At 58.1% G+C, this 14,821-nt stretch carries 12 protein-coding genes and 1 pseudogene; 7 read left to right on the top strand and 6 right to left on the bottom strand.

All coding sequences use genetic code 11. The annotated features are described in order from the left end of the window. Positions 1-91: 91 nt before the first annotated feature. Genes AC13RE_RS11435 through AC13RE_RS11420 form a run of 4 tightly spaced genes read right to left on the bottom strand, consistent with a single transcriptional unit; the run spans position 92 to position 3,509 of the window. Complete coding sequence (locus tag AC13RE_RS11435; protein ID WP_488562997.1) at positions 92-1,042, bottom strand: LysR family transcriptional regulator; 951 nt, start codon at positions 1,040-1,042, stop codon at positions 92-94. Between the two features lie 50 nt (positions 1,043-1,092). Further along, on the bottom strand, positions 1,093-1,764 hold the full coding sequence (locus tag AC13RE_RS11430) for a DUF1028 domain-containing protein (RefSeq protein WP_488562996.1): 672 nt from the start codon (positions 1,762-1,764) through the stop codon (positions 1,093-1,095). A gap of 14 nt (positions 1,765-1,778) precedes the next feature. Continuing rightward, positions 1,779-2,192: a RidA family protein gene (locus AC13RE_RS11425; protein ID WP_488562995.1), complete on the bottom strand. Its 414-nt coding sequence runs from the start codon at positions 2,190-2,192 to the stop codon at positions 1,779-1,781. A 51-nt stretch (positions 2,193-2,243) separates the two neighbouring features. Next, on the bottom strand, positions 2,244-3,509 hold the full coding sequence (locus AC13RE_RS11420; protein WP_488562994.1) for a flavin-containing monooxygenase: 1,266 nt from the start codon (positions 3,507-3,509) through the stop codon (positions 2,244-2,246). A gap of 650 nt (positions 3,510-4,159) precedes the next feature. On the opposite strand from AC13RE_RS11420, the gene AC13RE_RS11415 reads away from it, so the two are divergent. Both AC13RE_RS11415 and AC13RE_RS11410 read left to right on the top strand, forming a co-directional pair. Beyond that, entirely contained in the window at positions 4,160-5,068 is a 909-nt protein-coding gene (locus AC13RE_RS11415; protein ID WP_488563147.1) for a glyoxalase, read from the top strand. Positions 5,069-5,374: 306 nt separating this feature from the next. Beyond that, the gene (locus AC13RE_RS11410) at positions 5,375-6,274 is read left to right on the top strand and encodes a LysR family transcriptional regulator (RefSeq protein ID WP_488562993.1); all 900 of its coding nucleotides are present in this window, start codon (positions 5,375-5,377) and stop codon (positions 6,272-6,274) included. A 42-nt stretch (positions 6,275-6,316) separates the two neighbouring features. On the opposite strand, the gene AC13RE_RS11405 is transcribed toward AC13RE_RS11410, so the two are convergent. After that, positions 6,317-6,994, bottom strand: a complete 678-nt coding sequence (locus AC13RE_RS11405) for a gamma-glutamylcyclotransferase (RefSeq protein WP_488563146.1) — start codon at positions 6,992-6,994, stop codon at positions 6,317-6,319. 75 nt (positions 6,995-7,069) lie between these two features. Continuing rightward, positions 7,070-7,906 carry an alpha/beta fold hydrolase gene (locus AC13RE_RS11400; protein ID WP_488563145.1) on the bottom strand — a complete coding sequence of 279 codons (837 nt, stop codon included), beginning with the start codon at positions 7,904-7,906 and terminating at the stop codon, positions 7,070-7,072. A gap of 726 nt (positions 7,907-8,632) precedes the next feature. On the opposite strand from AC13RE_RS11400, the pseudogene AC13RE_RS11395 reads away from it, so the two are divergent. The 5 genes and pseudogenes from AC13RE_RS11395 to AC13RE_RS11375 form a co-directional block, all read left to right on the top strand. After that, positions 8,633-8,728: pseudogene (locus AC13RE_RS11395) on the top strand (LysR family transcriptional regulator); the annotation flags it as partial. Between the two features lie 163 nt (positions 8,729-8,891). Next, on the top strand, positions 8,892-9,512 hold the full coding sequence (locus AC13RE_RS11390) for a hypothetical protein (protein WP_488563144.1): 621 nt from the start codon (positions 8,892-8,894) through the stop codon (positions 9,510-9,512). Positions 9,513-9,824: 312 nt separating this feature from the next. Beyond that, positions 9,825-11,285, top strand: coding sequence for an efflux transporter outer membrane subunit (locus AC13RE_RS11385; protein ID WP_488562992.1), 1,461 nt, complete (start codon positions 9,825-9,827; stop codon positions 11,283-11,285). A 4-nt stretch (positions 11,286-11,289) separates the two neighbouring features. Next, positions 11,290-12,609, top strand: coding sequence for an efflux RND transporter periplasmic adaptor subunit (locus AC13RE_RS11380; RefSeq protein WP_488562991.1), 1,320 nt, complete (start codon positions 11,290-11,292; stop codon positions 12,607-12,609). Positions 12,610-12,612: 3 nt separating this feature from the next. Beyond that, a complete protein-coding gene (locus AC13RE_RS11375; RefSeq protein ID WP_488562990.1) occupies positions 12,613-14,568 on the top strand; it encodes a MacB family efflux pump subunit in 1,956 nt (651 codons plus the stop codon). Positions 14,569-14,821: the final 253 nt, after the last annotated feature.

Below are 14,821 nucleotides of genomic sequence, written 5' to 3'. Positions count from 1 at the left end.
ATCTTTGCGTCGAGCGATCATTGCACTCGCCCGGTCTCAGAGAAATAATGCATTTCCGAGGCGACGCTTCATCAAAAGCTTGGCAGCCCTATCACGTTGACACCTTGCGGCGTTCCATGACCGGGGCGACCATCCCAGGTATGTAGGAGTCGGACACACACGACTTGCAATGCTGCTCGAACATCTCGATCAATCGAGGCTTGCGATTTTGCTTTAGGGTAAGGACTCCGATGACCATCGGTTTTTGGTTGCCGGATATCGGCACACGCACGACCGTCCGGCCGTCCATTGCCAATTGCGACCGAGGCCGAACATTTGCGATCGTATAGCCGTAGCCATTCGCCACCATCGTGCGAATGACGTCCTGGTAGGCGGAGCGCATGGCGATAGAGGGTTCAACGCCCGATTTCGCAAAGAGACCTAAGAAATATTCGCGACTGATGGGCAGATCCAACAGAATGAGCGGATAATCGGCCAATTCGTCCAAGCTGACAGACGGGTAGCGCGCCAACGGATGCGATTCTCCAACGAGGATGTGTGGAGGCAGCGTTGCAAGCGGCGTAAATTCGAAATCGTCCGTGATGAGGAGGTCATAACTGATCGCAACATCGATTTCCGCACGCTGCAGCTTCCCCAGCAGCTCTTCGTGATCGCTGACTGTCTGAATAATGCGAGTTTCCGGAAAAGCGGTGGTGAAGGAGTGCGAAAGTTCAGGCATGATCATCGAAGCGAGCGTCACCATACACCCGAGCGAAAGCTGGCCGCGGATCTTTTCGTTCACCTCGGAGGCGACCGTGTAGATATTTTCGGCCTGCTCGACCAGTTGCTTGGCTTCGGCCAGCATGAGGCGGCCTGCCGGCGTCAGCGAAAGACCTTTTGCATGGTGGCGCACGAAGAGCTGCGTCTGCAGTTCCGTTTCCAGATGGGTAATGGCCGTCGAAATCGATGGTTGGGAAATATTCAGTCGCTCGGATGCGAGGGTGATACTTCCTGTCTCCGCAGTCGCAATGAAATATTCGATCTGGCGGAGCGTGTATCTCATAGCCTCATAATATCTCTGCTAGCTGGAAGAACAAGCAGCGGGCGATCGCATTATTCATCGCCCGGCACCCCAAAGGATGGGGCGGCGTTGGGGTCGAGCGCCCGCTTAACGTAGTCTTCCATTTGCGGCTCATAAACCGCCCAAAGATCCTGGAGGGCCTCGATCGGCTGATCATGCCAGTCTACGCGGAGATCGACGATTGGCCAGGCAACGTTGCGGACAACCTTCAGTCCCGCCGAGCGAACGGGGCCCGCCTCGCCGCCTGCTTCAAGCCCAGCGGCAAGTGCCTTCAGCAGCCTGGAAGGAAGATCGCCAGGGGATATCTCGAATGCGGCGACCATGCGCTGCGCGACATCGGTATTCGCCAGAAGATTGCCGGCGGCGATGCAGCCCTCGCCCTTCGCCATCGCATGGACTCCGAGCGTACGCTCGCCGGAGTGACCGGCGACGTGTCCACGTGCATCGACGATTGCCAACTGCCGATAGTCGGCAAAGGGGGTCGATGCCACCAGCCGGCCAAGCGCTTCTTCCGCCGTCGCCCCCATTCCCAGCATCTCCAGGCCCGAAATGCCAAGGCTGGGATCCGTAATGTTCTGGCTAGCCACCACCCCGGCGCCAGCTCGGGCATGCGAGCAGCGCGCGGCGACTGCCGGAGAGGAGGAGGAGATGGCGATACCGAACATGCCGGTCTTGGCGCAGCGGGCGGCGATGGAAAAGGTCATGGACTCACAAAACCTTATTCGGGAATGACGGCAATGGCGTCGACTTCGACAAGCCATTCGGGACGGGCAAGCGCGGAGACGACAATTCCCGTCGAGACGGGGAAGACGCCCTTCAGCCACTTGCCGACAACGCGATAGACGGCCTCGCGATAACGCGGATCGACGATGTAGATCGTTATCTTGCAGATGTGATCGAGCGACGAGCCGGCCTCCTGAAGAAGCATTTTGATGTTGGCCATGGCTTGTTCGGTCTGACCGGTGACATCACCGATGGCAACGCTGGCGGAGGTATCGAGATCCTGACCGATCTGGCCACGGACGAACACCATCGTGCCCTTGGCGACAACCGTCTGGCAAAGGTCGTTATCCAGCTTCTGCTCCGGATAGGTATCCTTGGTATTGAACTTGCGGATGCGTGTATGGGCCATGTTGAATTCCTTGAATCGGGAGAACTTTATCGCTGGATCCTGGGGGGTGCCTTAATCAGCTTTCTGGTTCGAAGGCCGGTATTCGTTGTACTTGCGCTGAGTCGAGATGCGGTCGGCGATATGCTTCGCGTCATGCCACACGCCCCAAATGAAGCTAGATCCGCGGCGTGACTGCCATGGCAACCCGAGGAAATAGATGCCGCGCTCAGCCGAAACACCGCGCTGGTGTTTCGGACGACCCCGTTCGTCGAAGACATCCAGTTTCAGCCAGCTGTAGTCCGAGGAGAAGCCCGTGGCCCAGATGATCGTCGTGATGCCGGCCTGGGCAAAGTCGAGGTTGAGGATCGGATTCACGACGCAAGCCGGCTGCGGTTCGAAACGGCGCGCTTCGGGATCTTCCGGCAGGTCGATGCCGTTCTTCGCAGCATAGGCATCCGCCTCGTCAAGCAGCGCCATGTAGTTGGCATCGCCGCGATCCAGGTTGGTGGCAAGATCGTCGGAAAAGCTAAGGTTTGTTCCGTCAAAGCCGATTGTGCGGCCGAGCAGGATCATGCCCTTTCCGGCGAGACGGCGGAAATCGATCGTGTGGCCGCCCCGCGCACCGCTGACGGCGATCGTCACATGTTCGGTGCCCGGACCGGGTGTTTCCATATCCCACTTCCCCAGAACGCCCAGCCACCAACAGAAATCGCGGCCACGATAGGCACGCGGCGGGCGATCATGCGGGCCGACGGAAAGATAGACTTTGCGGCCGGAAAGCATAAGCTCCTCGGCAATCTGGGTTCCGGAAGAACCGGCGCCGATGACGAGAACAGCTCCTTCGGCGAGCTGGCCGGGATTACGGTACTTGGTCGAATGCATCTGCGTAATACCGGGAGCATTCGCGATCAGGTCGGGAACGACAGGCACTTGGAAAGCACCGGTTGCCGCAACAACGTTCTGTGCATCGATCACGCCTTGCGAGGTTTCGATCCGGAAGCCGGGCCGTCCGACATGCCTTTCGACGCTCCTGACTTCTACGCCGCAGCGGATAGGAGCATCGATCTGCCTGGCATAGGCCTCGAAATAGTCGGCAACGGCATCCTTTGCCGGGAAGCCATCCGGATCGAGATCGGGAAATTCCATTCCGGGGAAGCGATCATGCCAAGCGGGGCCGTTGGCAACTAGCGAGTCCCAACGCTCCGAGCGCCAGCGCTCGGCTATACGGCTACGCTCGAGGACTAGGTGGGACACACCGGCCTTGCCCAGGTGTTCACTCATTGCAATGCCGGCTTGCCCAGCACCAACAACGAGAGTGTCCACGGTTTCAACTGCCATTGCTTGCGTCCTTTTCCCTTAAGGGCTGTGTGCGGATTGTGACGTCCGGTGTAGTTCACAGCCTTGCCGGGGAAAATTACGTTTTTAGTTTGCAGTGATTAGGCTGTCGCTAAGCTGATGAATGTTGGTGGTCCGCTGCCATCAGTTGAGTGTGCTGTGTTTCCACGCAATGGGGCATGATCCCTCGATGAGCTATGGGCTGCTCTTGATGGGATATGAACGCGCAGTTCCTATACAAGAAACTCGATAGATCAGATAGTTATGCTTCTAAAGCAACTTCGCAAAAGTATCGAATGCCTCTCTCCAATGCACCCGTATCTCAAATCCACCATCTCCTGAGATCTGTCCAATTCGCAGTCTGCGGCAGCGCAGATCCTTTGCCCGTCAATATCTTTTCAGGCTTTAAAACCATGCCTGCTCGGCATGATGGATGCATCTGGAAACACGCAATCTTAAGCCATCCCATCCACGGGCCAATCTTTGAAGGGCGGCGCGCTTCTTTGGCAGCCACCAATTATTGCAGTTTCGACAACGCATTCGAGATAATTGTTGCAATTGCCGGCGGTTGGAGCCGGCATCATTATAACCTCACAAACGCTATCTGGAACGAGCCCTATCAAACTGCCCTTATAAATCGTCAGGATATATCAATGACCTCCCCATCAATTGGATCGAAATTCTTTTTTACTGCCGCCACCGCAACGCTGCTGGCTGCCTCTATTGCGCAAGTCCACGCGACCGACCGTAGCGTAGCGGTGGGGGGCCAGTACGACACCACCCATGTCTATGTCCCAGTGGTTGATGTGGATGCCTTTGCAAGTAGTTTCGTCGCCACCTTCGGCGGCGCGTCGACCAAACAGGTCGTCACCACGGTCACTCCAACCCCGAGCAGCACAACCTCGCAGCTTGTCCGAACTCCCGTTGGAGCGGTGTCACTTTTTGGGTTCAAGACACCGATCCCCTACCCCTTCGGACTTGAGCGCACCGGCTATCTCGTGACGGATATGGACGAAGCGATCCGCCAAGCAAGGAATGCTGGTGCCTCGGTCATTGTCGACCCCTTCCCCGATCCGATCGGCCGCGATGCCATCATCCAATGGCCGGGCGGCATCAACATGCAGCTTTATTGGCACACCGAAGCTCCGCATTATGTAAAGTTCGACACAGTTCCGGAAAACAGGGTCTATATATCGAAGGACTCCGTCGATGCCTTCGTTCATGACTTTCTCGCCTTTTCACACGGAGAGGTTGTCTCGGACGGCAGCCAAGCGCCTGGCATAGAGATCGGCCGCCCGAATGATACCTACCGCCGCGTCCGCGTCGTATCGGACTTCGGCAACATGACGGTCCTTGTGACCGATGGGCATCTTCCCTACCCCTATGGCTATGAGACAACCGGCTACGAGGTGAAGGATCTGAGCGCGACCATCGCGAAGGCAACCGCCTCTGGCGCGACCGTGCTGGTTCAGCCTTACCAATCGGACAAGCGGCAGGCTGCGATCCTCCGGTTTCCCGGCGGATATATTGCCGAAGTCCATGCACCGCTCGCGTCGCAATAATCAATCGCCCGAACCCACTTGAACGGCACACAAGAGACCAATCGATCTTGATTGCAAGTGGTTTCCATACTCGCAATAACCCTTCTTAGGGTCATCTGTGTCGGTCGCATAGCCAGCGTCTAGAAGGTCAACGGCATTTAGCAAGTGGCCTTCCCTCACCGCCAACCATCGGCAAGAGCCGGCATGGCAGTTCTTGCCAGGCCGGTTTAAGCCGTTCCGCGGATCGACACATTCCCGAGCGCCGTTGATTACGAATCTTGTTTGCAATAGTCGATGATGATGAATTGCAATTCGTGAAATAATGAGATGAATGACTATAAGGTCCTGAAAACGTTTCTGCTGGCTGCTGAAAAGCGCAATTTTGCGCAGGCTGCCCGCGAGCTTGACCTGACCCCGGCGGCTGTCACAAGAGCAATCGCAGCGCTCGAAGACGATCTTGGTGTGCAGCTTTTTGTACGCACCACTCGTCAGGTATCGCTGACGACCGATGGGGCGGTGTTCGCCGCACAGATCAAGCCGGCTGTCGAGGCGCTCGAAAATGCCCGCAAAGACGTTCGCAATGCTCATAAGGCCGACCAGGGATGCCTGCGGATCAGCGCGCCAACCTGGTTCGGCAAGGCGGTATTGCCACCAATCCTTTCCGGATTTCGGCGACTTAACCCGAAAATCAGCTTTGAGATTTCCTTGTCCGACGGGCTCGTGAACATTGTGGACGATGACTACGACCTGGCAATTCGCATCTCGTCCCAACCGTCCGACAAGTTCACGATCTGGCGCAAGATCCGTGTAGTTCCCCGCATTCTCGTCGCAGCACCGGCAAGTCGGTATGCCGAAATGCAGCATCCGAGCGAGTTGACGTCCGATGATTGCCTTGCCTATAGCGACGAAAGCCGCGGCGAGAACTGGGTGCTGTCGGATGGCGTGTCGAGTATGACAATCTCTGCAGGCCGGGCGTTCAGCGCCAATAATGGCGAAGTTCTTGCGGACATGGCCGCCGATGGAGCGGGCGTGGCGATGCTGCCGGGCTTCCATGTTTCGGAGCACCTGAGAACCGGTCGTCTGGTTCACGTACTGCGCGGATGGGCGCCGGCCGATCTCTGGCTGACGCTTTACTATCCACCCTATCAGGCACTGCCACCCCGCATTGCCTCGTTTTCGAAGTTTTTCGAAGAGCAGGTTGCAGCTCACATGATGCCGCTAGGCTAGAGTGGCTACTCCTCGTCAGCGTGCGACACGACGTGCGGGCTCTTACTTGCCGTGTAGGTCAACTATTTCTTCGGCGACCAAAGACTGCATACGCCACAGGTTGCGGTCACGGATGCCTTCGGCGCGAAGATCGACGATCGTCTTGTGAAGATACTCGGCACAGGAGCCGCCTTGCCCACAGGCTCTCGCAATGAACAAAGATGCCTGCTCTGCCGGGAGTGGCCTTGTCAGACCAACACGTTTCGTGCTTGCCCAAAATGTGAGAGCTTTGCGAACGCCCGCCTTGGTTCGCACCGGGAGCCATCGAACCATGTCCATGACCTCGCGATACTTGATCTCGCGAGCTACGACCGCGCGCAAATCTTCTTGTCGCCGATCAGCTGATAATTCAAAGACTACGCCGTTGCATTGGCCGCCACGCTCAAGGACCATCATCAGTCCAGGCTGGTCACTGGTTGCCCGCCAGCGCTCGATCTTCAGAGAGAACGACCTGTGCCACCCATGTATGGTGGCGCGCTCTCGGCCGGCTGGTTCGAATTCAGGGTTCCAGATAAGCGACCCATAGGCAAATACAAAAAGAGGATCATCGCCCGCCTCGCTTTCGATTTGCCGGACCAGCTCGTCAAGCTCTGCTTGCGAGAGCGGCGTCCACCCCGGCTCCGGGCCGTCGTCACGGACATCCCTGATGGTTAGTGCAACAAGTTCTGGTGTCAGCTTCATCATCGCATGCCTCGCTTCACGACAAGGTTTTCGTGCAATGGCCGCGGCAAGTTTCCACCGCGGTCACCTATCGGGTTAGGACTGAATGAACGCCAGCAGGTCTGCATTGAGCAGGTCGGCATTGACAGTCAACATGCCGTGCGAGAGGCCGGGATAAGTCTTGAGTGTGCCGTTTCTCAGAAGCTTGATCGCCTTATGGGCAGAGTCTGCGATTGGAACGATCTGGTCGTCTTCACCGTGCAGAACCAGCGTTGGAACGCTGATCGCCTTTAGATCTTCGGTCTGGTCCGTTTCTGAAAATGCCTTGATGCCATCGTAATGGGCTTTGGCCCCGCGCATCATGCCCTGACGCCACCAGTTCTGAATCACACCTTCCTGAACCTTTGTGCCATCGCGATTGAACCCGTAGAACGGACCGGCTGGGACATCGCGGAAAAACTGGGCACGGTTTTCCGCGAGCGCCGAGCGAAACCCGTCGAAGACCTCCATTGGCAAACCTTCCGGGTTATCGGCAGTCCGCAGCATCAGCGGCGGAACGGCCGAAACAAGAACCGCCTTGGCGACGCGACTCGCTTTCTGACCGTGCTTGGCGACATAGCGTGCAACCTCACCGCCGCCCGTTGAATGGCCGATATGAACCGCGTTTTTCAAGTCAAGGTGCTCCACAACCGCGAAGGCATCTGCCGCATAGTGGTCCATGTCATGACCGTCGGCTACTTGAGAGGAACGACCATGGCCGCGGCGATCATGCGCAACAACGCGATAGCCCTTGGAGAGGAAGAAAAGCATCTGAGCATCCCAATCGTCGGACGACAATGGCCAGCCATGGTGGAAAACGATCGGCTGCGCATCTTTGGATCCCCAGTCCTTGTAGAAGATTTCCGCGCCGTCCCTGGTGGTAATAGTAGTCATTTCCGTGGTTCCTTCATTCGCTTTGATGGAAGCATCATTTGCTACCGACATGGTAGCTCAGGCGGCGCTTTGTTCGTCTGATGTCCGGATATTGTCGCCGCTCACTGACGATAACAATTGCAGTAATTCTTTCTACATTATTGCGTTCATCGCAACGATTGCGCACGCCGATCCCGGATGCCCATTGTCTGCCTCGCTTAGATTATCGACTGGTATTGTGATCTCGAAGAGACACCGCACGTCGCGCCCGCCCGCAACGATTAGAAGCCAAGCTACCTGACCAACGCGGCGCCCTGGAAGATGTGCCTGAGACCTTTGCTCTGTGTGGTGCGCGAAGGACTAAACCCGACGCTGACGAGGCGATACGAGGAGCGGAATGGCAGCTTCCAGGCGGTCCCTCGAACCGCCCGCTGTCCGAAATGGAGGCGCAAAGCAGTCGTCCCGCACTTGGCTGCAATGCCTCTTTTAAAGATCATGACCTGTAGTCAACAAAATCGGACCCGTAATGATGTGAAGGGATTAGAACCACTGCTTTCGTGTCGTATCCCACATTATCAACGACTTAGGCATCCGATCCGGCATAGTACGATTTATGGAACTTCCGCCACGCCGAAGCTGATCCAGCTTCGCCTCAGGGCGGCGCGATTGGCGCTTGCATGCCCCGCTGGATGCAGACCGAAAAGGTAAGTGGTTGCGCGCGATAGACTGATGCTTTCGGAAATCGTGCTCGGCTTCAATAGCACACTTTACGCGGTATATCCGAGCCGCAAATATCTCTCGGCCAAGGTCCGCACCTTCATTGATTTCCTAACAATAAATACGCGGGGCCTCAAGAAAAGTTGTAATGGAATGTTGCCGTCAAGCTTCCGGCAAACTTCATTCACAACATTCCCCCGCCGCGAAATGTTCAGAAATATCAGGACGTATGGCGTTCACATGGCCCCGCTAGCCTCAGCATCAGTAAATCGTAATGAAGGCACTGATTATGAGGCAACGGTATATCGTCGCAACTTTATTGATAACGGCTATCGGCGGCATCGCCGCTTCGGCACTCGCCAGCGAGCCGGCAGTTATCACAGACGCTCAGACCCCACCGGTCGCCGAGATGGCATCGCCGCGCCCGCCGGCTCATATGCCGCCGGAAGGTTGGGGCTTCCCCGGTCCACCTCCCCAAGGGCCGATGATGGCCTTTGGCGAAGACATGCCCCTGCCGCCGCATGGCTTCCCTCATCCGTCGAATCCGGCCCTGGAACTGGCGGGCAAGTTGTCGGCGATGGAAACCCTGATCGGCGTTCGCAGCACTCAGCTTGATGCCTGGAGGGATTATACCAACGCGCTTACCGATTTTCTGGCCTTCCCAAAGCATCGCCCCCCTGGCCCGCCGCCCGTGAATGACGACGCCGCGCAGCAGCCAGACCACGACGACGATAAGCCGACTGAGCTCTTCGGCGAGCGTATCGCCGAGCGCGTTCTTGATCGTGCCGCCAAGGCGACTGCCCTCAAGGACAAAGCTACCGCTCTTCGCACGGTTTTGACCACGGATCAGCTTGCAAAGCTTGAAAATGCCGAACGATCTCTCGTTCCCACCCCTCCTGCATTCCGCTGACCGCGATAGAGGTTCGGTCTGGGAAACCCACTGCTTAGCCGATCCAGACTATTTCCTCTCCGCCTCCAATCGATCGAGATCCCCCCGGACGCCCTCGTCGGTTGGAAGGAGTAGCCCCTATGGGGCTGAATGGTCCGGGAGCGCCCCGCCCGGCGTTCCCGGACCTCTCGCGTGCCAGATCCGCCCTTTCGGCGGGAGAAGCCAATTGCCTTCCGCGGGCTCCGTCGCCCGCACGAGGATCGGCAAGCCCGCGCAAAGACCAATTGAGCAGGAATAAAAGTCTTGTCGACATGTTCGCGTGCAAGCAAAAGCTTGCCAAATATAGCCATATCCGCCGCACTTGCCGGGACGCTGACAAGCTGCGTCGTCGGCCCGGATTACCGGACACCCGACCTTGCAATGCCGTCTCATTGGGGCAGTAAAGCCAGAACGAAGCCTTCGAAGGCGCCGGAATTGTCTCAATGGTGGAAGCAACTCAAGGATCCGACACTTGATGCGCTGATCGACGAGGCAATGGCCAACAACCTGGATGTGGCGACGGCCAAGGCAAAAATCCGTGAAGCGCGCGCCACCTACCGCGAGCAGAAAGGCGCATTGCTGCCGAGCCTCCAGGGAACTGGTTCGGGGACGCGAACACGCACGTCGGCCGCATCAAGCGGCACCACCGACGCGATCTTCTCCACGCTTTATAACGGCGGTTTCGACGCCAGTTGGGAGCTCGATCTCTTCGGCGGCCACAAGCGCGCCGCCGAGGCAGCAAAATATAGTGTCAACGCTGCCGACGAGCAGCTACGCGACACCATGCTCACATTGATCGGCGATGTCGCGTCCTACTATGTTCAGGCGCGCGAATACCAGGCGCTGCGCGATCTTGCCAAGCGCACCGCCGTATCCCAACGCAAGAGCGCAGCCCTGACGCGTACGGAGTATCTGGCAGGTAGCGCCACCGGCGTCGACTCGGCCAAGGCAGATGCTCTCGCCAGCAGCACCGAGTCGGATATTCCGACCTATGAAATCTCCTATGCGGAAGCGGTCCATCGCCTGAGTGTGCTGCTGGGCAAACCGCCGGCCACGCTTGAGGACACGCTCAGGACGGGCGGCCCCATTCCGAGCCCCAGGATGAATATCTCGACCGGTATTCCAGCCGATATCCTGACGTCTCGTCCGGACGTCCGTCTCGCAGAGCGGCAACTTGCACAATACACGGCGAAGATCGGTCAGGCTGAAGCCAATCGCTATCCGTCCATTTCGCTAACGGGCGACATTTCTTCGTCGGCCGCCAATATCGGCGATCTGGCGAAGAGGTCCTCCATCGGATGGACGTTCGGCCCGTCACTGACAGTGCCGATCTTCCAGGGCGGCCAGCTGAAGGCCGCCGTCGAAGTCGCTAAAGCGGAGCGGGATCAATATTTCATCGCCTTTCAGTCGGCCGTGCTTTCGGCCATGGAAGATGTCGAAAACGCAGTCGTGTCACTCACTCAGGAGCGGCTGAAATATGCCAAGCTCGTTTCTTCCAGCAGCTCCTATCGCCGTGCGTCGGATCTCTCGCGCACGCTGAACCAGGCGGGCGTTACGGATTTCCTCGATGTGCTCGATGCGGAACGTTCGCTCTATAGCGCCGAGGAGGCCGTCATTCAAAGCAAGGCTTCGATCGCCACCGATTATATCTCGCTCAACAAGGCGTTCGGCGGAGGCTGGGACGGGCAGGTCGATGTTTCCAAACCTGCGGTGGTCGATACCAATACCGGCCCGCACCTGACGATGGCCAAGTAGTCCCATGCTGAACATCTTAGATCGCGAAGCGCCAACGACCATCGATCCGAAGCGCGCCGAAAATCTAGCACCGACAAAGTCTCCGTCACGCCGGCGCATCAAGCCGGCACGTCCAGCGCTCGCAGGCGTGCTCGGACTTGCGATCATGGGCGGCGTCCTCTTCTGGCACGGCTACTTCGACCGGCAGACATCATCCGCCATCACCGCGCCGGTGACGCGCGGCAATGTCGAGGAGGCGGTCCTCGCCTCCGGCACATTCAAGCCGACCAAACTGGTTGCCGTCGGTGCACAGGTCTCCGGGCGGATTACCGCGCTTCACGTCAAGCTCGGCGATACGGTGAAGAAGGATGCGCTGGTTGCCGAAATCGACTCGACCACGCAAAGCAACGACCTGAAGACCGCGCAGGCCTCCCTCGCAAACGTCAAGGCACAGCGTCAGGAAAGCGAGGCCGATTTTGCGAACGCACAGCTCACGCTCGTCCGCCAGCAGACGGTATTCCGCAGTCAGGCAGGCTCCAAGGCCGACCTTGATAGCGCGGAAGCGAGCGTCAAGAAGATCACCGCCCAGATCGCGGCTCTCGATGCGCAGATCACCTCGGCCGAAGTTGCGGTCGAAACGGCGCGCGCCAATCTTTCCTATACGCGCATCACGGCGCCGATGGACGGCACCGTGCTTGCCATCGTCAACCAGCAGGGCCAGACGGTCAATGCGGCGCAATCGGCGCCGACCATCATCATTCTGGGGCAGCTTGATACGATGATCGTTCGCACCGAAATATCGGAAGCCGATGTCATCAAGGTCAAGGCCGGGCAGCCTCTCTATTTCACCATTATGGGTGATCCCGGCACGCGCCATGACGCCACGCTGCAATCGATCGAACCGGCACCGGAATCGATCACCAGTGACAGCAGCGTCACCTCCTCGACCACCACTTCGTCTTCCAGCAGCAGCACGACATCGTCGTCGTCATCCTCGGCGATCTACTACAACGGCGTCTTCGCCGTGCCCAACCGCGAGAATTATTTCCGAACCTACATGTCGGCCGAAGTTCACGTCGTGCTCGGCGAGGCTAAGAATGTGCTCACCATCCCCTCCTCCGCATTGGGCGTCAGGTCGGCGGACGGTTCCTATGTCGTTCAGACGCTGGGCGACGATGGTAAGCGAAACCAGCGCAAGGTCACCGTCGGCCTCAACAACAATGTCTCCGCCGAGATCCGGTCCGGCCTATCGGAGGGTGAGAATGTCGTTATCGGCGAGGCGAGCGCCAGGACGACGCCGAGCAGCAGCAACAATGGCGGCCCGCCGCCGCCCATGGGATTCTAAGTCGTGCCCTCCCCCATCATCGAATTGCGGCGCGTGCGGCGCGAATACCAGTCTGGTGATCGCACTATCGCGGTGTTACAGGATGTCGATCTGGCGATAACCGAAGGCGAGATGGTTGCCATCGTCGGGCCTTCCGGCTCCGGAAAATCGACCCTGATGAACATCATCGGCCTGCTCGATCGCCCTACCGGCGGCACCTACGCGATCGCTGGCGTGCATACGCATAGCCTCGACAGCGACGCCCTGTCCCGGCTGCGGCGAGAACATTTCGGTTTCATCTTCCAGCGCTACCATCTGCTTTCGGAATTGACGGCAATCGGCAACATTGAGGTACCGGCGATCTATGCCGGGCGGCCGGGCGAGACGAGACGTGAACGTGCTATCGCACTGCTTGAACGTCTCGGCATGGGCGAGCGCGGCAGCCATCGGCCGGGTCAGCTTTCCGGTGGCCAGCAGCAGCGCGTCTCGATTGCGCGCGCCTTGATGAATAATGGCAATGTCATTCTTGCCGACGAGCCGACCGGTGCACTCGACCGGCAGAGCGGTGAAGAGGTGCTCCGCATTCTCGGCGAACTGCATGCCGAGGGGCGTACGGTCGTCATCGTCACTCACGACATGAATGTCGCTTCGCGCGCTGACCGCATCGTCGAAATTTCCGACGGCCGCATAGTCGCCGACCGACGGACGCGAAACGACACGGCGCAACCCCAAGCCTCCCTTGCCGAGACCCGCGCCGGCAAGTCGGGCTGGGGTGAAATGACGGGTCGGCTACTCGAAGCGTTCCGGATGGCGATGCTTGCCCTGCAAGCACATCAGCTGCGTACCTTCCTGACCATGCTTGGAATTATTATCGGCATTGCTTCGGTCGTCAGCGTCATAGCGCTCGGCGAGGGATCGCAGCGAAAGGTCCTGGCAAATATCAACAGCCTCGGCACGAACACGCTGGAGATCTTTCCCGGCAAGAGCTTCGGCGATACCCGGTCCGGACGTATAAAGACTTTGGTGGTTGCCGATGCCGATGCACTGGCAAAGCTCACCTATGTCGCCGCCGTAACACCGACCGTTTCTACCAGCAATACAATGCGCTTCGGTGCGACGGAGGCAAATGCTTTGATCAACGGCGTCGGCGACGCTTATTTTTCGGTGAAAGGATCGAAACTGGTCGCGGGCCGGCTGTTTGATTCCGACGGAGTCCGAGGAATGACGCAGGATGCGGTAATCGATCAGAATACAGCGACGTCGCTGTTTGCGGACAAAGGCCTCAGCCCGATCGGGCAGACGATCTTCGTTGGCAAGGTCCCCGTGCGCGTCATCGGTGTTATCGCCGCGCAGCAGGGAGGCTTCGGCTCCAGCGACAATCTTTCGGTCTACCTTCCTTATACCGGCGTACAAGCCCGCTTCCTCGGCGACATGTCGTTGCGCAGCGTCACCGTACGCGTTGCTGATGACGCCGATAGCGCGACGGCCGAGGCGGCTGTGACGCAATTTCTGGAACGTCGACATGGCATCAGGGATTTCTTCATCCTCAACACCGACGACATCCGTCAGACGATCACGAGCACCATTCGGACGATGACTCTGCTTATCTCGTCCATCGCCGTCATCTCGCTGCTGGTCGGCGGTATCGGCGTCATGAACATCATGCTCGTCTCGGTATCCGAACGCGTTGCCGAAATCGGCGTGCGCATGGCAGTCGGCGCAAGACGCCAGGACATCCTGCAGCAATTTCTCATTGAAGCCGTGCTGGTTTGTCTGCTCGGCGGCGCTTTCGGCATTGCAACGGCACTTAGCTTCGGTGCCGCGTTCAATTATTTCGGATCCAATTTTACTTTGGTCTATTCAGCGGGTTCAATCATCCTCGCCTTCACCTGCTCCTGCGCCATCGGCCTTACGTTCGGCTACCTGCCGGCGCGCAACGCTTCCCTGCTCGATCCCGTGACGGCACTCTCAAGAGACTGATTGTCCTGGATAAAATTTCGGTGGCGTTCCCGGAAAGCAATCCGGCTTCGCCATTCGTGTTGGGGGCGTCATGGCGAAGCCGGGTATGCGGGGCGATCAAAGCCTGCTCGAGCCAAGCTGCTGATCGGCAACAATTTTACATTAGTTGGCGCTCAGAACATTTCGGAATATTGCTGAAACAGGGCATTTTGGCGAATTTTGGTGTCTCGGCTTTTCTATCGGGAAAAAATTATTTGGTAAGTTCTATGAGCTT

The sequence above is a fragment of the Martinezella sp. CNPSo 3959 genome, assembly GCF_057784355.1.
This window is presented reverse-complemented; position numbering and strand designations above follow the sequence as displayed.